The sequence below is a fragment of the Ureibacillus thermosphaericus genome, assembly GCF_002370195.2.
Lineage (GTDB): Bacteria > Bacillota > Bacilli > Bacillales_A > Planococcaceae > Ureibacillus > Ureibacillus thermosphaericus.
This window is the reverse complement of the sequence record NZ_AP018335.1, coordinates 955,160-976,914: the sequence shown is the minus strand read 5'-3', so window position 1 is coordinate 976,914 and position 21,755 is coordinate 955,160. Positions and strand designations below refer to the sequence as shown.

19 protein-coding genes, 1 tRNA gene and 1 pseudogene are annotated in these 21,755 nt (G+C 38.8%); 9 read left to right on the top strand and 12 right to left on the bottom strand.

Features of this window, described 5'->3' with window-relative positions:
* Nucleotides 1-11: 11 nt before the first annotated feature.
* Genes mdcB through UtA1_RS04735 form a run of 4 tightly spaced genes read right to left on the bottom strand, consistent with a single transcriptional unit; the run spans nt 12 to nt 4,146 of the window.
* On the bottom strand, nt 12-869 hold the full coding sequence (gene mdcB / locus UtA1_RS04750; protein WP_096550210.1) for a triphosphoribosyl-dephospho-CoA synthase MdcB: 858 nt from the start codon (nt 867-869) through the stop codon (nt 12-14).
* Between the two features lie 16 nt (nt 870-885).
* Nucleotides 886-2,544 (bottom strand): malonate decarboxylase subunit alpha, encoded by a 1,659-nt coding sequence (gene mdcA, locus UtA1_RS04745; RefSeq protein WP_096550209.1) that lies wholly within the window; start codon nt 2,542-2,544, stop codon nt 886-888.
* Nucleotides 2,545-2,557: 13 nt separating this feature from the next.
* Nucleotides 2,558-3,478, bottom strand: a complete 921-nt coding sequence (gene mdcH / locus UtA1_RS04740) for a malonate decarboxylase subunit epsilon (protein WP_096550208.1) — start codon at nt 3,476-3,478, stop codon at nt 2,558-2,560.
* Between the two features lie 14 nt (nt 3,479-3,492).
* Nucleotides 3,493-4,146 carry a GntR family transcriptional regulator gene (locus tag UtA1_RS04735; protein ID WP_096550207.1) on the bottom strand — a complete coding sequence of 218 codons (654 nt, stop codon included), beginning with the start codon at nt 4,144-4,146 and terminating at the stop codon, nt 3,493-3,495.
* Nucleotides 4,147-4,375: 229 nt separating this feature from the next.
* On the opposite strand from UtA1_RS04735, the gene madL reads away from it, so the two are divergent.
* From madL to UtA1_RS04695, 8 genes are all read left to right on the top strand, one after another.
* Nucleotides 4,376-4,777, top strand: coding sequence for a malonate transporter subunit MadL (gene madL / locus UtA1_RS04730; protein WP_096552413.1), 402 nt, complete (start codon nt 4,376-4,378; stop codon nt 4,775-4,777).
* Nucleotides 4,770-5,531 (top strand): malonate transporter subunit MadM, encoded by a 762-nt coding sequence (gene madM, locus UtA1_RS04725; protein WP_096550206.1) that lies wholly within the window; start codon nt 4,770-4,772, stop codon nt 5,529-5,531. The genes madL and madM overlap by 8 nt, the downstream gene beginning before the upstream one ends.
* 915 nt (nt 5,532-6,446) lie before the next feature.
* The gene (locus UtA1_RS04720; protein WP_096550204.1) at nt 6,447-7,280 is read left to right on the top strand and encodes a PHP domain-containing protein; all 834 of its coding nucleotides are present in this window, start codon (nt 6,447-6,449) and stop codon (nt 7,278-7,280) included.
* Entirely contained in the window at nt 7,241-8,095 is an 855-nt protein-coding gene (locus UtA1_RS04715) for a sugar phosphate isomerase/epimerase family protein (RefSeq protein ID WP_096550203.1), read from the top strand. Before UtA1_RS04720 ends, UtA1_RS04715 begins: the two co-directional genes overlap by 40 nt.
* Nucleotides 8,073-8,837, top strand: a complete 765-nt coding sequence (surE, locus tag UtA1_RS04710; RefSeq protein WP_096550202.1) for a 5'/3'-nucleotidase SurE — start codon at nt 8,073-8,075, stop codon at nt 8,835-8,837. The genes UtA1_RS04715 and surE overlap by 23 nt, the downstream gene beginning before the upstream one ends.
* A 15-nt stretch (nt 8,838-8,852) precedes the next feature.
* The gene (locus UtA1_RS04705) at nt 8,853-9,908 is read left to right on the top strand and encodes an ABC transporter substrate-binding protein (RefSeq protein WP_331855059.1); all 1,056 of its coding nucleotides are present in this window, start codon (nt 8,853-8,855) and stop codon (nt 9,906-9,908) included.
* Between the two features lie 3 nt (nt 9,909-9,911).
* Nucleotides 9,912-11,621, top strand: a complete 1,710-nt coding sequence (locus tag UtA1_RS04700) for an ABC transporter permease (protein WP_232019904.1) — start codon at nt 9,912-9,914, stop codon at nt 11,619-11,621.
* Nucleotides 11,611-12,669 (top strand): ABC transporter ATP-binding protein, encoded by a 1,059-nt coding sequence (locus tag UtA1_RS04695; protein ID WP_096550201.1) that lies wholly within the window; start codon nt 11,611-11,613, stop codon nt 12,667-12,669. The genes UtA1_RS04700 and UtA1_RS04695 overlap by 11 nt, the downstream gene beginning before the upstream one ends.
* 347 nt (nt 12,670-13,016) lie before the next feature.
* Here UtA1_RS04695 and UtA1_RS04690 read toward each other — a convergent pair whose 3' ends face one another.
* From UtA1_RS04690 to UtA1_RS04670, 4 genes and pseudogenes are all read right to left on the bottom strand, one after another.
* Nucleotides 13,017-13,571, bottom strand: a complete 555-nt coding sequence (locus UtA1_RS04690; RefSeq protein ID WP_096550200.1) for a chromate transporter — start codon at nt 13,569-13,571, stop codon at nt 13,017-13,019.
* 995 nt (nt 13,572-14,566) lie between these two features.
* A complete protein-coding gene (locus UtA1_RS04680) occupies nt 14,567-15,076 on the bottom strand; it encodes a YfiT family bacillithiol transferase (RefSeq protein ID WP_096550198.1) in 510 nt (169 codons plus the stop codon).
* A 64-nt stretch (nt 15,077-15,140) separates the two neighbouring features.
* Nucleotides 15,141-16,046, bottom strand: a pseudogene (locus UtA1_RS04675) (tetratricopeptide repeat protein).
* Between the two features lie 130 nt (nt 16,047-16,176).
* Nucleotides 16,177-17,694, bottom strand: coding sequence for a succinate CoA transferase (locus UtA1_RS04670; RefSeq protein WP_096550197.1), 1,518 nt, complete (start codon nt 17,692-17,694; stop codon nt 16,177-16,179).
* A 271-nt stretch (nt 17,695-17,965) separates the two neighbouring features.
* Here UtA1_RS04670 and UtA1_RS04665 point away from each other — a divergent pair.
* A tRNA-Ala gene (locus tag UtA1_RS04665) sits at nt 17,966-18,038 on the top strand.
* 312 nt (nt 18,039-18,350) lie between these two features.
* On the opposite strand, the gene UtA1_RS04660 is transcribed toward UtA1_RS04665, so the two are convergent.
* The 4 genes from UtA1_RS04660 to UtA1_RS04645 all read right to left on the bottom strand — a co-directional run bounded on the left by UtA1_RS04660 (nt 18,351) and on the right by UtA1_RS04645 (nt 21,679).
* The gene (locus UtA1_RS04660) at nt 18,351-18,917 is read right to left on the bottom strand and encodes an NUDIX hydrolase (RefSeq protein WP_096550196.1); all 567 of its coding nucleotides are present in this window, start codon (nt 18,915-18,917) and stop codon (nt 18,351-18,353) included.
* A gap of 107 nt (nt 18,918-19,024) precedes the next feature.
* Nucleotides 19,025-20,491: a GGDEF domain-containing protein gene (locus tag UtA1_RS04655; RefSeq protein ID WP_096550195.1), complete on the bottom strand. Its 1,467-nt coding sequence runs from the start codon at nt 20,489-20,491 to the stop codon at nt 19,025-19,027.
* A 109-nt stretch (nt 20,492-20,600) separates the two neighbouring features.
* A complete protein-coding gene (locus UtA1_RS04650) occupies nt 20,601-21,128 on the bottom strand; it encodes a chromate transporter (protein WP_096550194.1) in 528 nt (175 codons plus the stop codon).
* On the bottom strand, nt 21,125-21,679 hold the full coding sequence (locus tag UtA1_RS04645) for a chromate transporter (RefSeq protein WP_016838807.1): 555 nt from the start codon (nt 21,677-21,679) through the stop codon (nt 21,125-21,127). Before UtA1_RS04645 ends, UtA1_RS04650 begins: the two co-directional genes overlap by 4 nt.
* Nucleotides 21,680-21,755 lie beyond the last annotated feature (76 nt).

Below are 21,755 nucleotides of genomic sequence, written 5' to 3'. Positions count from 1 at the left end.
TCTCCCCTTTTTTAAGTGGTTGTGACAACTTCCATTTGATGTGCATATTGCGTTTGACAAATTTTATAGATATAAATGGTAGCGGCTAGTAAGTCAGCGCTCCCTCCTGGCGATAAGTGCCGCTTCACAAATTGCTCATTCATATCTTCCAGTTCTTCTAAATTCCCATTATTCAGAACTTTCTTGGCGTACCGTTTGGCAAATATTAAACCTTCCATTCCGCCACGGTGCAATAGGCACGTATCATCTAAATTTGCCATTAGCGCTAGTAACGCTCTGAACTTTGCAATTTCATAATTATAACGTTGTAACGATGACTTAAATTCCGGCAAACTGTAATGGCGAATGTGGGGAAAAGCCAGTTGTGCCTCTGCCTTCGCACCCAAAACTCCATATTTTTGAATCGCCTTCATGCCATTAGTTCGTTGAAAGGGAATAAATCGATCTTCGTATCGCGCAATTTCTCCCGCAGTAAAACAAAGGGTTTCTTCATCGGTTTCTTCATCGCACGCTCCGCAATGGATGGCTGCTGCGGCTGTTATTAATCCAAGCGACCAAATGGCTCCTTTATGGGTGTTGACGCCCTTTGTCACTTGAAACATCCTCATTTCGCCTTGTCTACCAATCTCACCGATTCTTTCCCGCAAATATTGAGAAGGCTTTTCACCATATGACTCAAAGGCCATTTGATAGAAGGTTTCTCGTAAACTTTGCGCTGACTCAATCATCATGTGATACGTTAAATCATCATGTGAACCTTGGTCATTTCGGTCCACAAGCCCAGGTTTGGGAGTTAGCGATACTTCTTCAATGAGTGAGGAAACTGCTAATTCAGCTAATGTGGATGATAATTGGTATGCATCAATCACTTGTCTCCCCCTCTCCTTACCAACTGCGGAATCTGGCTGGTGGGTTGTACAATCCTCCTGACCATTGCACGAGTTCATCAATATTTTTAGCGGCAAGCAATGAACGTTTGGCATCAGAACGGCGAATTCCTAAGTCTTCAGGCATTGCAATAAGCCCTTTCTCTCGCAATTTTTCAGTTGATTTCGGATTATGCTCCATACCAATCGGTGTTACCCCTGCAATCGCCGCAATCATTTCTCGTCTTTCAGCCATACTATCTGATTTGTAAAGGTAAGCAATTCCTTCCTCCGTCACAATATGTGTTACGTCTTCTCCATAAATCATCACTGGCGCCACTCGTAGCTTTGCCTGATCTTTCACATGAATAGCATCAAGAGATTCAACAAATACTGGCTTGTTTGCTTCTTGGAATGTTTCAGCCACTTGCACGACTAACTTTTTGCCTCTTGCCAGCGGATCATCAGAAGTTTTGAGATTATACCAAGCATCTGTTGCGTGTCTTCGTCCACCAGGGTTATGCCCCATATTCGGTGCTCCACCATAGCCGGCCACTCGCCCTCTCGTTACAGTGGATGAATTTCCTAAAGCATCCATTTGCAAAGTGGAGCCAATAAATAAATCCACTGCATATTGGCCAGCTAGTTGGGCTAAAGTTCGGTTTGAGCGAAGACTGCCATCTTTTCCAGTGAAGAAAATATCTCTTCTTGCTTCAATATATTTTTCCATTCCTAACTCGCCGCCGAAACAATAGACGCTCTCTACCCATCCAGACTCAATCGCTGGAATTAATGTCGGGTGCGGATTTAGAACCCAGTTCGTACAAATCTTTCCTTTTAACCCTAATGATTCACCGTACGTTGGCAACAGCAATTCTACAGCGGCTGTATTAAAACCGATGCCATGGTTTAACGATTTAACCCCATGTTTTTCGTAAATGCCGCGAATAATCATCATTGCTTGTAAAATTTGAATATCTGTGATGTGTCTTGGATCTCTCGTAAATAACGGTTCCAACTCATAAGGCTCATCTGCCACTACAACAAAATCCACCCATGAACTTGGAATATCAACTCGAGGCAACTCATCGACTATTTCGTTTACTTGCACAATGACAATGCCGTCATGGAACGCAGTAGCTTCTACTAATGTGGGCGTTTCTTCTGTATTTGGGCCAGTATAAAGATTCCCGTATGGATCTGCCTTATCTGCCGCAACGAGAGCCACTTGCGGAATTAAGTCTACAAACAATCGCCCATAAAGCTCGATATACGTATGCAAGTCGCCTAATTCAATTTTTCCATCTTCTATCATTTGAGCGATGCGAAGGCTTTGTGGACCCGCATAGGAAAAATCTATTTTTCTAGCAATTCCATATTCAAATAAATCTAAATGTTCTGGTCTTGAAATGCTGGAAATAATCATGTGCAAATCGTGAACTTTTTTCGGATCTACTTGCACTAAAGATTTCGATAAAAACGAAGCTTGTTTTTGGTTATTTCCTTCCAGTACAACTCGATCGCCAGGTTTTATTAACCGCTCCAATACTTCCACAATACGCTTGGTCGGAATAATCACTCCGTCAACCAGACCTTGGACGCTTTCGATGGTTTTCTTTTTCGCTTCGACTCTTGTAGTCCAAGATTTCCTTTCCATTTCCACCTTTGAAATCACCATTATGAACACCCCTTTATTGATTTGACATGACGTATAAACAATCGTCTATTCCATTCATTGTGACAGACATCGTTTGAACGGGAGGAAATGCTTGTTGGGCTAACTTCGATAAAACATTTCCTGGTGGCATTTCAATCATACATTTTGCTCCCATCTCATATAGCAAGTTGACAGCATCATGCCATCGAACCGGATAACAAATACTTTTTGCTAAGTCTTCTTTTACCGCATCAGCCGTCGTTAATAATCTTGAATTGATATTGCTAGAAATCGGAATTTTCGGATTTTTTAGCTCACAATTATCCAGTTCCTTTTTTAGCTCTTCACTTACCTGTTGAAACAACGGACAGTGAGAAGGAGTCGATACATTTAGCAGATGAGCCGATGTAGCGCCATTGGCTTTCACATATTCGATGACTCGTTCTAAACCCTTGATAGAACCAGACAGGGTGATTTGGGTTGGCGCATTTCGGTTAGAGACATATACCGGTTCTTTTTCATCGAATAGCTCGTTAACGATTTCGGATAGTTTATATTCATCTAATCCTAATACAACAGCCATTCCGTATCCCAAATCATAGGCTTTTTCCATGAGTTCGCCTCGTTTTGTGACTAACTTTAATGCTGTTTCAAATGAAATAACACCTGAAGCTACAGCAGCTCCAAATGCGCCAACAGAATGGCCCGCAACAAAATCAGGGATTAGCCCATTTTTTTCAAACACTTTCAATGCACTGACAGAAGCAATTAATAAACATTGTTGCACCGCCTTAGTTGATGAGAGAGCTTCTTTTGTATGCAATGAATCAATTGAAATATTTAATATTTCTTCGCTTTCTTTTAAGATTTCTTTTACGGTTGGATCATCAGGTAAATCATAGAGCATTCCTTCGTATTGAGAACCTTGCCCTGGAAAGAGAAAAGCACTTTTCAATATAAGCCTCCTCTCTAGAATAAAATTTTACTAACATTTGTAATCACATCTTCCGTATGTTTGCGAAGCAGTGAAATAAATTCTTCAACTCTATTTTCTTTTAAAAACTCATACATTTTTCGATGCTCTGTTTTCGAGTTTTCTACCGCTTCCGTTAATGAAAAGTGAATGCTTTGAATTCGAATAAGAGGAAGGCTAATTTTACTATACACTTCTTCTAATACGGAACTTTCGCTAAATTTGATGAGCGTATAGTGATATGCGTAGTTAAGATATACGTATTGCAGTCGGTTGCAACAGTCATCCATTTCATCCAAAATAAGCTTCAATTCTTTTAATAAATCTTGTTTTTTATGTGGATCTCGAATTTTTTTCGCTGATAATAGCTCAATATTATTTCGAATATCTAATAAATCTTGTATTTCAGATAGTGTATACCCTTTGACAAAGGCACCTTTTCTTGGAATTCTTTCAATTAATCCTTCTGTTGTGAGCAAATAAATCGCTTCTCTAACTGGAGAGCGGCTGATGTTAAACAATTCGGCATAAGTGCTTTCAACAATTTTATCCCCTGGTTTTAGTTCCCCTTTTAATATTTGCTCGATGATTTTTTCTGCAACCATTCTTGATAATGCATTATCTGATGGATAATTAATAAAAAATTCCATGTTCATCACTTCTCTATTCTATATTCTGTATTTTTTCTTTTTTTAGAATATACAGTCGACTGTGTACATAAATCATAATATAGAAAATGCATATTTTCAATCGAAAATTCGTTTTTTTTCTATTTATTTCAATTTTGTTCTTGATTTATTTCTTTCTCTGAAATATGATATCTTACAAATATACAGTCGACTGAATATTCTATTAATTCACGAAAAGGGGTGTTAAATGTTGGTCATCTACGGGGTTGCAATTTTAGCTGGGTGTTTTTTGGTTGGTTCAATTGTCGGTGAATTCATTGGGGCTTTGATGGGAGTAGATTCAAATGTTGGTGGCGTAGGAATTGCCATGCTGCTTTTAATCATTATTGTTGATAAGTTGATAAAAGCAGGGAAAATTTCTAAACCTTCTTTAGATGGTTTAAGTTTTTGGAATCAGATGTATATTCCTGTTGTCATTGCGATGGCAGCCAGTCAAAACGTATTGGGAGCGTTAACAGGCGGTCCATTAGCCATTCTTGCTGGAATCGGCGTTGTTGTAATTAGTTGGGCATGTGTTCCCCTGCTCAGCGGAAAAAAACATTCTGAATCAACATTTCATGAAGCCATCGTGAGGGGGGAAACGGATGCTTGATTTAATCAAAAATGTTTTCGTAAATAATGGATTGATTACTGCATTTGTTGTAGTCGGATTAACGATGTGGTTAGCTTATTTCATATCTGATAAATTCACAAAAGGTAGGATTCATGGCTCTGCTATTGCCATTGTGATTGGTTTAGTATTAGCTTACTTTGGTGGAGTAGCAACTGGTGGCACGAAAGGAATAGCAGATGTGAGTTTTTTAGCAGGAATGGGCTTTTTAGGCGGCAGTATGTTAAGAGACTTCGCCATCGTCGCTACTTCTTTTGGTGCAAACTTTGATGAAATTAAAAAAGCCGGTTTTAAAGGTGTCATCTCCCTATTTATCGGCGTCGTGTTGTCCTTTATTGTAGGGGTAATCTTCGCATTTGTATTCGGCTACCGAGATGCGGTGAGCATTACAACCATTGGTGCTGGAACCGTTACGTATATTGTTGGTCCGGTGACAGGTGCCGCATTAAATGCAAGTTCAGAAGTGATTGCCATCAGTATTGCAGCAGGTTTAGTAAAAGCCGTATTAGTGATGGTTGGTACTCCATTTATTGCTAGATTCATAGGCTTAAATAATCCAACGTCTGCCATGGTTTATGGCGGATTAATGGGGACAACTTCCGGCGTAACGGGTGGTTTAGCAGCGACTGATCCAAAATTAGTACCATATGGCGCTGTAACAGCAACGTTCTACACTGGTTTAGGATGTTTGTTATGCCCAACTCTATTATTCTTAATTACAGAGTTCATATTTTAATTAAAAGTTTTACGAATGGAAGCCGATTTGAACCTGAATGTGTTCAAATCGGCTTTTTTAGTGGCTCCCTTTAGTTAGACTTCACACTTCCGCCAAGGATATCCTCAGATTTGCCGGGTTTTGTGACAATATCGATGAGCTTGGGCGTTTTCACTGGATTTTGTGACGATTTCGATGGGCACGGGCGATTTCACTGAATTTGTGACGATTTCGATGGGCTTGGGCGTTTTTACTGGATTTTGTGACGATTTCGATGGGCTTTGTGAACTTATCGCTGGATTTTGTGACGATTTCGATGGGCTTTGTGAACTTATCGCTGGATTTTGTGACAATTTCGATGGGCTTGGGCAATTTCACTGGATTTTGTGACGATTTCGATGAGCTTGGGCAATTTCACTGGATTTTGTGACAATTTCGATGAGCTTGGGCGTTTTCACTGGATTTTGTGACGATTTCGATGGGCTTTGTGAACTTATCGCTGGATTTTGTGACGATTTCGATGGGCTTTGTGAACTTATCGCTGGATTTTGTGACGCTGAACATATGCCTCTCCAAATATTTTTGCCCTGTTTTGTGACAATATTGCTCCCTTTTGTGAAGTTATTGCCCTACTTTGTGGCAATATCGCCCCCTTTTATGAACTTATCGCCCTCTTCCAATAATTTCGCCCGAATATCACTATTCTTATTCAATATTTAACTTTTCCATAATTGTAAACGCCGCATTTACAATCTAACCCTTCCAAAACTCTGAATATTAATTCTGTGTAAATATTCCCTTCCCAAACCCTTCTTTCCCATCAAAATCCACTATTTTTCTTTACATTTTTCTAACAATCCTTAAAACAAACCCGTTAATCATCTTTACAATTCTCTCCTAAACTTAAAAGCGAACTGAAAGAAAGGTGTGGATTTGTTGAAAATCGATTTACATATGCATACGACCTGCTCTGATGGTGAAATGACACCTGAAGAACTATTGCAGCTTGCACTCACGCAAAAGCTTGATTTTATGTCTATTACGGACCATGATGCGCTCGGTGCCTATACCGCGCTCGAAAATCACCCTTCCTTGCAATCGACCAATTTAATTGTAGGGATGGAATTTAATACAGATGGTCCAAATGGTGAATTGCACATTTTAGGCTATGGAATTGATCCAAACCATCCTTCCTTAAAGGCCTACTGTGAATTTCGAAAAAATGAACGCATTCGTTGGAGCCAAAAAATCGTAGAAAAGCTCAGGCAGCTCGGCTACAACATCGAATGGGAACATTGTATGAACCGGGCAAAAGGTGGCATTATTGTTCGCACTCATATCGCGGATGAATTGGTATCTATAGGTGCCTTTGAAACAGCTGATGCGGCCTACAATGCCCTCCTGAAAAAAGGTGCTCCTGCCTTTGTTGAACGGGCCGGCAAAACTTCCAAAGAAGCAATTGACATTATTCACGAAGCTGGTGGCCTTGCCTTTTTAGCACACCCTGGTATTTACAAATTTGAATTTCAGTTCGACGAAGTGCTAAAGGAAGGAATTGACGGAATCGAAGTCTTTTATGCCCTCCATAGTAAAGAAACGACGGAACACTGGTACACCATTGCAAAAGCCCATCATTTATATACAAGCGTGGGAAGTGACTTTCATGGTTTCACTTCAAAAAATCCGCAAATGATTGGCAGTGTTCCTTTTATAGAAGAAGAATTAATGAAATGGATTCCACAAGTAGTGAAAAAGAAGGTGCTTCAATGAAAATCTATGCCTCCTCTACATTGTTTTGGGGACATTCTTTTGAACATATTTGTCAACAAGTGAAGTCCGCTAATTTAGCAGGAATTGAAATATGGGTGGAACAGCTTCAATTCCAACAATGGACAATTGAAGAGATTCAATATTTTTTAAATTCCTATCAACTAGAAGCAACGATCCACGCCAATAGTTGGGACTTAAATTTATGCTCACTCAACGCTGGGATTCGAAAACAATCATTACGAGAGATTGAAGCATCCATTCACATCGCAAAACAGTTAGAAGTTCCATCCATCACTGTTCATCCTGGAAAAAGAACGGTGAACAATCGGTTTGGAGAGATTCATGAACGATTGATGATTTCCACTTTACAACAATTACAGGAACTCTCTTTGGAATACGGTGTGAACATTTCATTGGAATTAATGGAACCGGTAAGAAAAGAAATGTACTGCACAAGTCAAAAAATGAATGAATTGTTAGCCCACTGCAACGATTCAATCACAACAACTTTTGATGTAGCCCATATTCCACAACATTTATCTATTGTGGATGAACTGAAAACGTTAAAACGAATAGACAAAATTCATATAAGTGACTCCACGAAGTCCACTTATCATGTACCACTAGGGAAAGGCGAGTTATTGCTCGATGCAAACCTTTGGGAAACCATCGATGCGCTGGGCGTACCGGTCGTATTAGAAGGCCTTGACTCATCGGATAGTCACGACTTCTTCTATGATCACCTAGATTATTTACAAACTCCCCTACTCCATCTTTTAAGGAGCTGTATTCATGAATTTTTTAGTAACCAATGATGATGGCATTTTTGCCCCAGGAATTAAGGCTTTAGTCGACGTATTATCTAATTTCGGCAAAGTGTATGTCGTAAGCCCAAACACAGAAAAAAGTGCAGTGAGTCACTCGATTACGATGAGACAGCCTATTTCTGTCGACTGTTACAACCCTTTCCATGACCAAGTGAAGTCTTGGAGCGTTTCCGGTACTCCTGCAGATTGTGTGAAACTCGCGCTAGAAGTACTCATTGATGAACCGATTGATGTTGTTTTTTCGGGGATTAATTTAGGTTCGAACATCGGACGAGACGTGTTTTACTCAGGAACAATTCATGCGGCAATGGAAGCCCAACTTTTTGGTTTACCAGCAGTCGCTTTATCCATTGATTCGTACAATCCGCAAGAAACGAACTTTACTCATTGTAAGAAATGGCTGTTTGAATTTTTATCAAAACTTCTCAAACAACCTTTAGATCCGAAAGTGTTATTGAATGTGAACTTCCCTTCTGTTACAAAGGAAGAATTTAAAGGCTTTACAATGGCAGATTTAGATTTTTCGGTAGATCGTTATAAACACGTAACCTTTGACGATGCTTTTGGTCAACTCGTTTACTGGTTGAAAGATCGACGTTCTAGCATTACAAGTGAACAACTCGATCACGACTTTATGATGATTAAAGAAGGTTACGCAACGATTACACCGATTCAATTAAGTTTTACAAATAAAGCTTTAAAAGAAAAATATCAAAATCTATTAATCTAAAAGGAGAGTTTATTGATGAAAATGAAAAAATTATGGATGGCACCAGCAACACTTACTCTAGCATTAGGATTAGCAGCTTGTGGATCAACGGAAACAGGTAAAGAAGAAACAGAAACAAATACGAATGATGCACCAAAAACAGAAACTTCTAAGCTTAGCGGAACTTTATCATTCTATACTTCTCAACCGGAAACAGACGCTACTGCTTTAGTGGCAGAATTTAATAAACTTCACCCTGAAGTAGATGTGGAAATTTTCCGTTCTGGAACGGAAGAAGTCATCGGTAAAATTATGGCGGAAAAGCAAGCAGGTGACGTGCAAGCAGACGTGTTACTTGTAGCCGATGAAGTAACATTCGAAAACTTAAAAAATCAAGATTTACTAGCAGCTTATGAATCACCTGAATTTGCAAACATTCCTGAACAATATATCGATCAAGACTACATGTACGCAGGTACAAAAATAATGTCTACAGTAATTGCTTACAATACAGATTTAGTTTCTGAAGCTCCTACTTCATGGTTAGATTTAACGGATGCCTCAACAAAAGGCGAAACAATTATGCCTAGCCCATTATATTCTGGTGCTGCAGCTTATAACTTAGGCATCTTCACTCGCACAGACTACATTGGTTGGGACTACTATGAAAACTTAAAAGCAAATGGTGTGACAGTTGGTCAAGGTAACGGCTCTGCATTAAAAGGGATTCAAGCTGGTGATCAATCTTATGCCATTATCGTGGACTATTTAGTAAATAATGCGATTAAAGATGGTTCTCCTCTTGCGATTGTTTACCCTGAAGAAGGTGTTCCAGTAATTACTGAGCCAATCGCGTTAATGAAAGAATCTGACAATGAAGAAGCAGCAAAAGCATTTATCGACTTCGTATTATCAAAAGAAGGTCAAGAATTAGCAGCAAGCCTTGGCTATGCACCAATTCGTTCTGATGTAGATGCTCCAGAAGGGTTAAAAGGTGTAGATGAATTAACAGTGCTTGGCGCAGACGTTTCTGAATTATATCAAAACCGCGAAACAGATAAAGACCAATTCAAAACAATGTTTGGAGAGTAAGCAATGACGAGTAATGCTTTTATGAGTACGAAAGCAAATAAAGGAAAAAAAAGCAGTGAATTGTTTTCACTGCTTTTAAAAAAAGGAGGACTTACCCTTAGTCTTCTCCTTGTTCTTCTTTTCTTTGTTGTTCCTGTTGTTAGACTTTTATGGATGAGTTTTCAAGTAGACGGCACCTTTTCCTTTGATAATTATACAAATATATTAAGTGAACAATATACGTGGACAGTCATAAAAAATACCTTTTACATTGTCCTTGGTTCGACGGCTATTTCCCTTGTCCTTGGCGTCGCTTTAGCTTGGTTTGTCGCTTATACAAATATCCGATTGAAAAAATGGATGCAAGTGTTCATTTTACTTCCGTTTATCATTCCATCTTATATCGTGACGATTGCCTGGACCCAATTTGCTGGGGATATCGCTTGGGTAGATATTAATCTTTATTCCATGGGTGGGATTATTTTTATCCTTGGTGTATCCCACTACCCGCTTGTGTATTTATTTACAGTAAGCGTGTTGAAGCGGATTCCCCGTGAATTAGAGTGGGCCGTTCGCACGTCTGGTGGTGGGCGTTTCCTTACCTTTTGGAAAGTGACGATTCCATTGGCGTTACCTGGGATTGTTGGCGGTGGGATGATTGCCTTTTTATCAAACTTAGATAATTTCGGTATTCCTGCCTTTTTAGGAATCCCTTCAAATATTACGGTGTTAAGTACGGCTATTTATCAAGAAGTAATTGGGTTTGGCAACAATGCTTTTTCACGAGCGGCTACCTTTTCTGTGTTGCTCGCATTGTTCGCACTACTCGCAACAGGTGTTCAATGGTTTTTATTAAGAAAATCAAAAGTGACAGAAACGGCTGCAACGGATCATTCTCCGCGCATTCAGTTGCAGAAGTCTCGTCCTTTTGTGGAAATGTGCATTTGGGTATTTATTTTAGGCGTGAGCGTTGTGCCGATGTTTTCGATGATTAAAACGTCGTTAATTAAAACATACGGTTTACCGTTTATACCAGAAAATATTACCCTTCATAACTATAATTATCTTTTATATGATTACGGAAAAGTGCAAGATGCGTTGTTGAATAGTTTACAACTGGCTGGCGGCACGATGCTCATCTGTTTAGTCGTTGGAACAATGATTGCTTACGTGCGAGTGCGGAAACCTTCCTTCTTATCAAAGTTTTTAGAAGTGGCTGTGACGATTCCGTATACGTTGCCTGGTATGGTGTTGGCATTAGCGATGATTTTTGCGTGGATGCAGCCGATTCCGGGATGGAACCCATGTATTTACGGTTCCATTTGGATATTGTTGATTGCTTATGTGACAAGATTTATGGTACTCCAAATGCGTGGTAGTTCCTCAGCCATTACCCAAGTGTCTGTCGATTTAGAAGAGGCGGCCCATATTTTCGGGGCGAATGTTTGGACGAAGTGGCGCTCCATTTTATTCCCTTTAATTTTACCTGGGGTTTTAAGCGGAAGTATTTTAGTCATGTTAACGGCGTTAACGGAACTGACGATTTCTTCTTTGCTCTGGTCATCTGGTGCGGAAACGATCGGTGTCATTATTTTTAACTTTGAACAAGCAGGCTACACAACTTATTCGACTGCCTTTTCTGTCATTACACTAATGTTTATGGGAATTCTCGCTGCAATGGTTTATGGCTTTATTTATGTTTGGCAAAGGAGAGTAAAATTAAATGAAAACTGAACTAGTGAACATTAAAAAACGTTTCGGTTCTTTCGAAGCTTTAAAGGGAATCAATTTAACGATCGAAGACGGAGAGTTTGTTGCCATTGTCGGTCCTTCTGGATGCGGAAAAACGACATTGTTACGCTTGCTTTCCGGATTCGAGACTCCTTCTGAAGGCGAGTTATTGATGAACGGAGAAACAGTGGCATCGGAATCTAGCTTTATGCCTCCTGAGAAGCGCAATATCGGCCTTGTATTTCAATCCTTTGCGTTATGGCCACATATGAAAGTGAAAGAGCAAGTGAAATTTCCGTTGAAACATCATCGATTTGTTAGTTCCGAGCTGAAGAAAAATGCGGATGCTCGTGTGGAAGAGATGTTGAAAATTGTAGGCTTGAGCCATTTAGCAGACCGGATGCCAAGCGAATTATCCGGGGGACAAAAACAGCGAGTGGCGATTGCACGTGCGTTGAGCCCCTCCCCTGCACTTTTATTAATGGATGAGCCGTTAAGTAGTTTAGATGCGAAGTTACGAATTGAATTACGCAATGAAATTCAGCTCATTCATCGCCAAATTAAAACATCTATCGTGTATGTGACCCACGACCAAAGTGAAGCCCTCGCGATGGCGGATAAGATCGTTGTAATGAAAGATGGTTTAATTGAGCAAGTCGGAACTCCGAAAGAAATTTACTTCCATCCAAAGACGGAATTTGTCGCGACCTTTATTAGTAAGGCAAATATGATGAAAGGTGTTTGGCATGGAGATGAATTTACACCTATGGATGCACCTGACGTGACGTGGATAATGCCAGATGTGGATAAATCCTTTAAGTTAGCGGGGCTGTGCCCTGTGCGACCGGAGCAATTCCATCTGTCGGATGCAGGTTGTGGATTGCGTGGCATTGTGAAAAACCTGTTGTTCCAAGGGCGAGAAGTACATGCCATTGTAGAGGTTGGCGGTGAGGAAATTCATTTGATTACAGATATGCATTGCCCTGTAAGAATTGGCGATACGGTTTGGGTGAATGTAGTTGGTGCGGCTGAAAAAATGGCCGTCGTTTGATAGATTCAAAGCTGAATTGTGGATATATTTTGGGACAGTGTTTATATCTGTCCCGGATATCCACTTTTTTTGACTATATCTACGGATTTTATGAACATATCAACAGATTTTGTGGCAATTCTTCCGATTTTTGTGACAATGTTCACACCTACCCCTTAGTTATTCACGAGTTTTGTGAGCATATCAACAGATTTTGTGGCAGAATCTTCAGTTTTTGTGACAGTATCCACATCCACCCCAGATTTTCTCGGTTTTTATGAACATATCCACAACCTTAGTAACATTATTCACTTCACATTTAAATTATTATAATAGGTAGAAGAAGGCTAAAAATAATTGCACGTATATCATTCACTACTCTCCTCCTTCTTCACCGGTAAAAGCAGTGCTACGAGAAGTAATGCTCCGATAATAAGACCTGGGTGAAGTTTTAAAAGGAGCATTCCAACTATGGATAAAATGAGGATCAAGCCGCCAATTTTCCAACCAAGAGACTTCTTTGATTTTTTAAGAAAATCCCATGTGAGCACTCCAAGCATCACCGCTACAACTGGAACGACACCATTCGTCATCCCTTTTACAAAATCAAAATCTTTAAATTGTTTTAACGTTGCTAAAAACACAATCATCAAAATAACCGTTGGAAGGATTGTTGCGATTAATGCGTTAATGAGCCCAAGCCAGCCGCCTACCCGATAGCCGATATAGCCGGCCATTTTTGTGGCAATCGGGCCGGGCAATGTATTCCCAATAGCTAACACGTCAGCAAATTCTTCATTTGTCATCATTTGAAAAGTATCGACCACTTCTTTTTGCACGAGCGGAATTGTGGAAGGTCCTCCTCCAAATCCCAAAATCCCTGAACGGAAAAAGACAATAAAAATCTCTTTCTGTTTTGCCATGTGTTCATCCCCCCTGTGATTTTGTCTTTATACGATTCTCTTTCTCTATCCCGTAGCAATATTTTACAGCAAAAAGGGATGAGTTAGTGAAATTTTGTCTGCATGATTAGCGCGTGCCACTTGAAGGCGATTGTCTTAGTAATGAAGCCATGAACGAAATCTATCATTTTTCATATGATAAGTAAAAAGGGATGATGGGTTTTGAAAAGTTTTCCTTATGTGGACGATGTTTTTTTAGATATTGACCGTTGGGAAGATGAAGGTGGGCGAATTGTTGGGACAAGTGGTGCTGATGATAAAACCTTTTAATAAAGAATCGAGTAGGAGGGAGCGATTAACTCCCGTCCTCTCACACCACCGTACGTACGGTTCCGTATACGGCGGTTCAATTAAGATGATTGACGCAAGTCTTAATATAACTTCCGTGAATAGCTGTTCTCTTTATGCCAGTGGTCACTCCACCCTCCAAGAGGTCTCCCACGGGATTCACCGCTTCCTCCCTCAAGTGAGGTAACGTTTTCTGTGTTCATCATGACTCACTGAATGCCAAGGGCTATTCTCTCTTAATTGTTCAGTCCTTCTTAGTAATTCTAAACCAACTAATACGATGACCTCTGCTGACTTCTGACGGTTCAGCTACTTATCACTAAGTAGGTTATGAAGAGTACTTCACATATCCGCCAGACCTCCCCGGGTAAGTACATGCACTTTCACACCATCTATCCGCCTCATTTACTCGATATGACCTTCGACAGAAAGAGCTTTGTTTTGTTTTGCAAACTCACTCAATCATACCTAGCCTTATATGAGGTTCGTGTTCCACGGACCGGTGTTTTGCCTCCAGCTTCCTTCAGATTCCGCGTCACCACGGACACCCTTTCGTTGAGCTAACCTCTACTTCTGTCTTCGGGGTTCGGGACTTACACCCTATAGATTACACCCATGCCAGGCGCACTAAAAAAACCGGCTGCCGAATTCCGGCATGCCGATTTGATTTATTTGGATAATGCGATTTTAATCTGGGCCAAATGATGTTCTTCGTGCCAACGCATTTTTGCAAGTTCCGACGCTACAGCAGTTGGGCCGTTGATTTGATGGTTGTATGTGCGCTTCAGTTGTTCTTCCGTTAGCGTCTTTCCCAATGAAACGATGCGTTCATTCGTTCCCTCCAGGATTTTAATGGAGCTTTCAACAGGAAGAGTTGTATCCGGAAGAACTGCCCACAGATTTTCATCGAATACCGGCACAGTTGCATGGTCGTCTGTGAGCGCCAATTTCAATCGAATATACATGTTTACTTGGGCATCCGCTATATGATGGACCAGTTGGCGAACTGTCCATGCCCCCTCACGGTATGTTTTATCCAACTCCTCGCCGCTCAATCCGTCCACCGCTTCCCGCAATCGACGTCCGAACGTTTCAATTTCCTTTAGCCACTCTTGCACTTGTCCCAACGTAATGTTTTCAGGAACTTGCAATTCCCCAATAGGATATCGAACATCCATTCTTCATACACCCCTTTTTTTCAACAGTTCATTGCCCTATTAAACTTTGCCTGGATAGAGGCCTCTAGCCTTGATATTCCGGATTCCCGTGGCGCTTGCATCCAAACAAGTAGCATGCACTCGTAAACGGAGCAGAAAATTGCAATTGCGGAACATATCCGGAAGTGACCCGCTCTTTCAATTGTTTATAATAGTTGTATTCCCTCGTATAATTTTCGAGTGCGTCTCTCTTTTGCGCCTCGGTCCAGTTTTCATTCACTTCTTCCTGCATAATGGCTTTGTTTGTTTCTTCAATCTCCTCTTTAATGACTTCATCTAAACGGGAGAAATTATTCGTCTTATACAAAGCATACACAAATCGGCTAATCCAATAGGAGCTGCCGGAGTATGCATTATACCCTTTTTCAAACCATTCGATTGCTTCGTTGTAGCAGTCCAGCTCAACGTATAAATTGGCAATTTCGATTTCGCCAATCAAATGATAGGATCCCTTGTTAATGAAATCCAATTTTTCTTTTGCTTCCTTTGTTCTTCCCAAATCGATCAAGCATTTTATATAGCTATACATGGAAATGTCCGAATCTTTCTCTGCCAGCAAGTAATACTTTGCTGCAAGCTCCAGTTCCCCAAGATGATAATAGACTCCCGCCAAATTGATGAAGGCTTCGTTTGATGGCTGAATCGAAATGGACTTCTGTAATGCCTCTTCCGCTTCCTTCCAACGTCCCTGTTTAATTCAAATTTCTTCCAAAATATTATAAGGAAAATAGGAAGCAGGATTCATCCCAACCGCTTCTTTAATCAATTCAAGGGCCCGGTTGACATCCTCTTTCTCATAAAGGTACATCCAGGCCAGATTGTTCAAGGATTGTACGTTTTTCGATTCATCCACTGCTTTCAAAAACAGTTCCATTGCCTTCTCATATTCGTTTTGTTCATACAGTTCAATTGCTCTCTGATTCGTATCCAACTAACAATACACCCCATAAATTAGATTTGATGAAATAATCATGATTGTGAATTCATAACAATAACTGTATTCTCCATATTTAAAAGGGTTACGTGTGGAAAAACGTAACCCATTTCTATACTATATTATATTATTTTACTTCTGCTCCTTCAAAAAGCATAGTACCTTTTTCTTTTAAGTTTGTATGGAAGGAGAAGGCTTTTTCAAGGATGTGTGGTGTTTGTCCACCCACTTTTTCTTTTGCTTCTTCAAAGTATGCACGTAATTGTGATCTGTACATAGGATGTGCAATTTCGATAATTTTTTCTGCTCTCTTCACTGGTGGAAGTCCGCGAAGATCTGCATATCCTTGTTCAGTAATAATTACGTCTACATCGTGCTCTGTATGGTCAACATGCGATACGAATGGTACGATTGCTGAAATTGCTCCACCTTTTGCTAATGAAGGCGTTACGAAGATAGTAATGCGAGCATTACGTGCAAAGTCACCAGATCCACCAATACCGTTCATGATATTAGTACCGCTTACGTGTGTTGAGTTTACGTTACCGTAAATGTCAACTTCTAAAGCTGTGTTAAATGAAATAACTCCTAATCGGCGAATAACTTCTGGGTTATTTGAAATTTCTTGAGGTCTGAACATGATTTTGCCTTTGTATTTTTCCAAGTCTTCCGCTAATGAATCAACGCGTTTCTTAGAAAGCGAGAACGCAGTACCAGATGCGAATTTAACAATCCCTGCATCAATTAAGTCAAAGATTCCATCTTGTAATACTTCAGAGTGAACTTCTACATCTCTGAATTGAGCATCTTTCATATTTTTAAGAACTGCGTTAGCAACAGAACCTACTCCAGATTGTAGCGGAGCTAAAGAAATTGGTAATCTTCCCTCTTCTACTTCTTTATTTAAGAAGTCGATTAAGTGGTCTGCAATTGCTTGTGTTTCTTCATTTGGCTCAAATAAAGGAGAAGGAATATCAGGTTGTTCAGATAAAATAACACCTTTTACTTTTGCAGGATCAACTTTGATTCCAATTTCACCAATGCGGTCAGAAACGTTGTAAATTGGGATTTCTCGACGTTCACCTTGTTCTTTTTGTACATAAATATCGTGAAGACCTTCATATGCTCTAGGTGCAGTTAAGTTTACTTCGATGATAACGTTTTCAGCTTTCTCAACAAAAATTGGAGAGTTACCTACAGAACCAGTTGGGATAATTAAGCCATCTTCAGTGATTGCTGCCGCTTCAATAATCGCATAATCAATTTTTCCTAAAGTACCTTTTCTTACTTCTTCAGCCGTATGAGACAAATGTTGATCGATATAGTACATTTCGCCACTATTGATTTTTTTACGCATTACCGCGTTTCCTTGATATGGAACACGTAAATTAATGATTCCTGCTTCAGCCATAGCTTGGTCAGCAGCTGGTCCAAGTGAAGCGCCAGTATAAACATTGACTTTAAAGTTTTCTTTTTTGCCACGTTCTGAAAGCGCTCTTGGGAACTCTTTTGGCTCACCGAAAAGTGTGAAACCACTCATACCAAGGTTCATTCCATCTTCAATCCAAGAAGCTGCTTCCTCAGCAGATACTATTTTGTCTAAGAAAGCTTTGTGTCGAATAACTTGGCTTAAATCCTTTTCCATTACATGTCACCTCGTATTAATTATAATTTAGTATTAAATATATGAAGAATTTTTAAATAAAACACAATTTTTCGAATACGAAGCCTAAAAAAGTGTATATTTTTTCACTTACCTTTAAATTTTATTGTAAATATGAACCATATATTCGTCTAATAAAAGATTTCTATGATTATAATAGAAAAAAACTATCATTATATAGAAATAATTGCTTTTTCAAACTTTTCTCAAAGGATTGATAACTTTATAAAAATAGGTATAATATTGATTAATCGGGGCATTAGCACAGTTGGGAGTGCGCTACGCTGGCAGCGTAGAGGTCACCGGTTCGAGCCCGGTATGCTCCATTTTAAAAGAACCGCTAATCATTCCGCGGTTCTTTTTATTTTATATTAAAAAACAATTTTTTAACTGTTCGATGCAATTTTTTCTGCTTATCGAAAATTAACATATTCCTTTTTATAGTTATAGATGATATAATTTTATATCTCCATCTTCAATTGTTCTTTATGACCATATTCTCATTCCATATTCCCTCAAACATGCAAAAAAGCAGGTATTGCCGGCTTCCATGCTAGTTTAAAATAGAAAAATTCTTCTTATGCATAAATATTCATATTATTAACCATTAAGATATGGAAGAATCATCCCTAAATGGTTCATTTTCCTTGTAATAAACGCAACTTTTCATTTAATTTTTTATACACTACTTGTAACTCCCTTTCCGTGCTTGCTTCCACCGCTTCATCTAATAAAAACCACTTGATATCGCTGTTTTCATCTGGTTTAATATGCAATAATTCGTGTTCATTTGCTTCCAGTAAGAAAGTAGCATTGAGATGCAAATGAGTCGCCACATGTCTACCTTTTTTTTCATGGGCTGCGACACCTAAAATTTCGATTGAAAATATATCTTTCAATACAGGGGTTACTTGTTTTAAACCCGTTTCTTCCTTCGCCTCTTTCATAGCTACTCCTAATAAGTCGGCATTTCCATCGGCATGCCCCCCTACCCATGACCATGATTGATAAATATTATGGTAGACCATTAACACTTTTGTACGGTCTTTATTCACAAGCCAAGCAGATGCAGTAAAATGGGCAAATTCATTATCACGTGTCAATAAGTTATCAAAAGTATCCATATAACGTAAGATAAGTTCTTGATCCTTTGCCTCTTGTGCGTTATATGGCGTATAGTTTTTTATTTGTTGTCGTAAATCCATGATTGCTACCTCGATTCTTCTTTATTTTCATTAATGGTTTGATTAGTGCAACATGTTAACAAAATAGGCGTCTTTTTCATATCAAGACGCCATGATTTATCCAGATTTTAATACTCTGTTTCGAAAATAGAATATTGGCCTTTTCCCTTTTCTTTTGCTGTATATAAAGCCACATCCGCTTTTTTATAAAGCAAATACTTATTATCCCCATCGTCAGGATAAAAAGAAATGCCAATACTTGCAGAAACCCCAAGATTATCAATGTCTGTATTTTGTTTAACAAGTTGATTAATTTCCGTAATGATTTTCTGTGCCAATTCTTTCGCTTCTTCGGTCGTTGTTGAATTCAGAACAACAATAAATTCATCTCCACCATAACGATAAGCCTCCCCATTTTTCGGGATGAGGGTGCGAATAATTTGAGCCACCTTTTTTAACAGCACATCTCCTGATTGATGTCCTAACACATCATTAACTTCCTTAAAATGATCTAAATCAATCATGAAAAAGGCTGTTTTCTTCCCTTTTTTTGTTTTGATTGCCGTTATAAATTCATCAAATGCAGAGCGGTTCGCAAGTCCCGTTAAGCGGTCATGGTAAGCTAAATACATTGGTCTTGCAATCACAAAAGATAGTACTAGTACGAAGCTAAAAATAATGATTAATTGAATGACAAACATTTTTTTTATTTGATGCAGATTGGCATTCCATAGTTTTTCATCATAGATGATTTCAATTACTTTGTTTTGAGCAAAGTCTCGATCAAATTCTGATTCATAAAACATGTAACGGAAAGTAGCAGGTGTACCATTCCAATAATAATCTATTTCTGTCGGTTGTTTCGATGATAACGTTCTGTCAAAGGCTTCCTTTTCTTTTTTCGTTAAGCGCCTTTCATTAGTAGATTTGCCAAGCGTTAATCCTCCAATGTTCAAAATATGAATGTCATAAATAAATGGATATAATTCTTTTAATTCTTGGATGTGATTAAAAAAGTTAAACGCCTTGAAAATATTATTTTCATTTAAAGAGTAGCTCAATTCAATCACATACTTTTTATCTGGTGTCGCCATGTAACTATACTTCTTTATTTCCCCTGTTTGTTGCTCTATATCTAACGCATCATGATAAAACTCTCCAGTCGCTCTTCTTTCATTTAATAGGGTGGTTAGTTTTTTACAACATTTTGTAAAATCTAGACCAATATCTTGTTCAAAACTACTATGAGTAATCACATTTTCTGTGTTGATTATGTATATATGCATCCCTAATGCTTGATTCAAGCCTTGGAAATCCCATTCATCAAAGTTTGGATTTTCATTATACTTCTCTATTAACATCTTCGTATATTCTTTCATTTTTTCAGCGCTGTTATCATCTAGTAGTAGAATCGCCTTTTCATAGGATTTTAAAGAATCTTTGATTGTGTCTTCTATCCTTTTAAATACGAATTCATTTTCCGTCTCCGTTTGTTTCTTCAACTGAAAAAAAGAAACGATTGCTAGAAAAGTGCAACTCATAATCGCTAATATTACGATACTTACTATTAATTTGACCCTTAAATTATATTTCATCTAACCACCTATATTTCATAGTTGAAAAGTATTTTCATGACACAAAGATAGAAGGCAAAATGGTGACACCCTAAAGAATGCCTCATATTGCCTATCATAACAACTTGTATTAAAGAAATATCCCACCAATTATAAGTCCCATCATCACAACAAAAGCAGGATGAATTTTTAATTTTTCAAGAGCAATGTATGCACCTACGATGAGTATAATCGTATAAATTATTCCAATTGTATCATAAGACGTTCTCAAAAAATCAAAGGTCAATTCTGCAAGCAATACAACAACTGCCGGTAAAACGAAACTAGACAATCTTTTGACTTTCGGGGATTGCCGATAACGATATAAAATGTTAAGTAAAATCAACATGGCAACTAATGAAGGCCCTACTGTTGCAAACAATGCTACAATCGCCCCCAAAACGCCCCCGACCTCATAGCCAATGTATCCTGCCATTTTAATCGCAATCTGTCCAGGCAATGAATTTCCTAACGCCAATACTTCGCTGAACTCTGATGTATTCATCCAACCATACTTATCAACAACTTCATATTCAATTAACGGAATGGAAGCAGGCCCCCCTCCATATCCTAAAATCCCTGGGTAGAAGAAGGCCAGAAATAATTGTATATAAATCATTCTATTCTCTCCTCTTTTTTGATTGGGAGAAGTAATGCAATCAAAAGCAATCCTGCAATGATGATGCCTGGATGAAGCTTCAGAATCAGCATTCCAACGATTGAAACGCACAAAATAATGCCTCCGACTTTCCACCCAAGAGACTTATGAGATTTTTTAAGAAAATCCCAAGTGAGTACTCCAAGCATTACGGCTACAATTGGAATAACTCCATTCGACATTCCTTTTACAAAATCAAAATCTTTAAATTGTTTGAGTGTGGCAAGGAAAAGAATCATTAATATAACCGATGGGAGAATAGCAGCGATTAAAGCATTGATTAAACCTAGCCATCCACCTACTCGATAGCCAATATATCCAGCCATTTTTGTAATAATGGGGCCAGGTAAAGTATTACCTATTGCTAACACATCCGCAAATTCTTCATCGGTCATCATTTGAAAGGTATCCACTACTTCTTTTTGAACAAGAGGGATAGTTGATGGCCCTCCACCAAATCCCAACATACCAGAACGGAAAAAGGCAATAAATATATCTCTCTGCCTTGCCATACTTTATCCCCCTTTATCGTAATGTAGGTAAAATTCTTATAGAATAGTATTTATATTATTTTTATATACTTTATAT

Excerpts from the sequence above, each read along its gene's own strand:
- mdcA (WP_096550209.1), bottom strand. The coding sequence starts at position 2,544 with ATGGTGATTTCAAAGGTGGAAATGGAAAGGAAATCTTGGACTACAAGA.
- UtA1_RS04735 (WP_096550207.1), bottom strand. The coding sequence starts at position 4,146 with ATGGAATTTTTTATTAATTATCCATCAGATAATGCATTATCAAGAATG.
- madM (WP_096550206.1), top strand. The coding sequence starts at position 4,770 with ATGCTTGATTTAATCAAAAATGTTTTCGTAAATAATGGATTGATTACT.
- UtA1_RS04715 (WP_096550203.1), top strand. The coding sequence starts at position 7,241 with ATGGATTCCACAAGTAGTGAAAAAGAAGGTGCTTCAATGAAAATCTAT.
- surE (WP_096550202.1), top strand. The coding sequence starts at position 8,073 with ATGAATTTTTTAGTAACCAATGATGATGGCATTTTTGCCCCAGGAATT.
- UtA1_RS04705 (WP_331855059.1), top strand. The coding sequence starts at position 8,853 with ATGAAAATGAAAAAATTATGGATGGCACCAGCAACACTTACTCTAGCA.
- UtA1_RS04700 (WP_232019904.1), top strand. The coding sequence starts at position 9,912 with ATGACGAGTAATGCTTTTATGAGTACGAAAGCAAATAAAGGAAAAAAA.
- UtA1_RS04695 (WP_096550201.1), top strand. The coding sequence starts at position 11,611 with ATGAAAACTGAACTAGTGAACATTAAAAAACGTTTCGGTTCTTTCGAA.
- UtA1_RS04690 (WP_096550200.1), bottom strand. The coding sequence starts at position 13,571 with ATGGCAAAACAGAAAGAGATTTTTATTGTCTTTTTCCGTTCAGGGATT.
- UtA1_RS04680 (WP_096550198.1), bottom strand. The coding sequence starts at position 15,076 with ATGGATGTTCGATATCCTATTGGGGAATTGCAAGTTCCTGAAAACATT.
- UtA1_RS04670 (WP_096550197.1), bottom strand. The coding sequence starts at position 17,694 with ATGGAAAAGGATTTAAGCCAAGTTATTCGACACAAAGCTTTCTTAGAC.
- UtA1_RS04660 (WP_096550196.1), bottom strand. The coding sequence starts at position 18,917 with ATGGATTTACGACAACAAATAAAAAACTATACGCCATATAACGCACAA.
- UtA1_RS04655 (WP_096550195.1), bottom strand. The coding sequence starts at position 20,491 with ATGAAATATAATTTAAGGGTCAAATTAATAGTAAGTATCGTAATATTA.
- UtA1_RS04650 (WP_096550194.1), bottom strand. The coding sequence starts at position 21,128 with ATGATTTATATACAATTATTTCTGGCCTTCTTCTACCCAGGGATTTTA.
- UtA1_RS04645 (WP_016838807.1), bottom strand. The coding sequence starts at position 21,679 with ATGGCAAGGCAGAGAGATATATTTATTGCCTTTTTCCGTTCTGGTATG.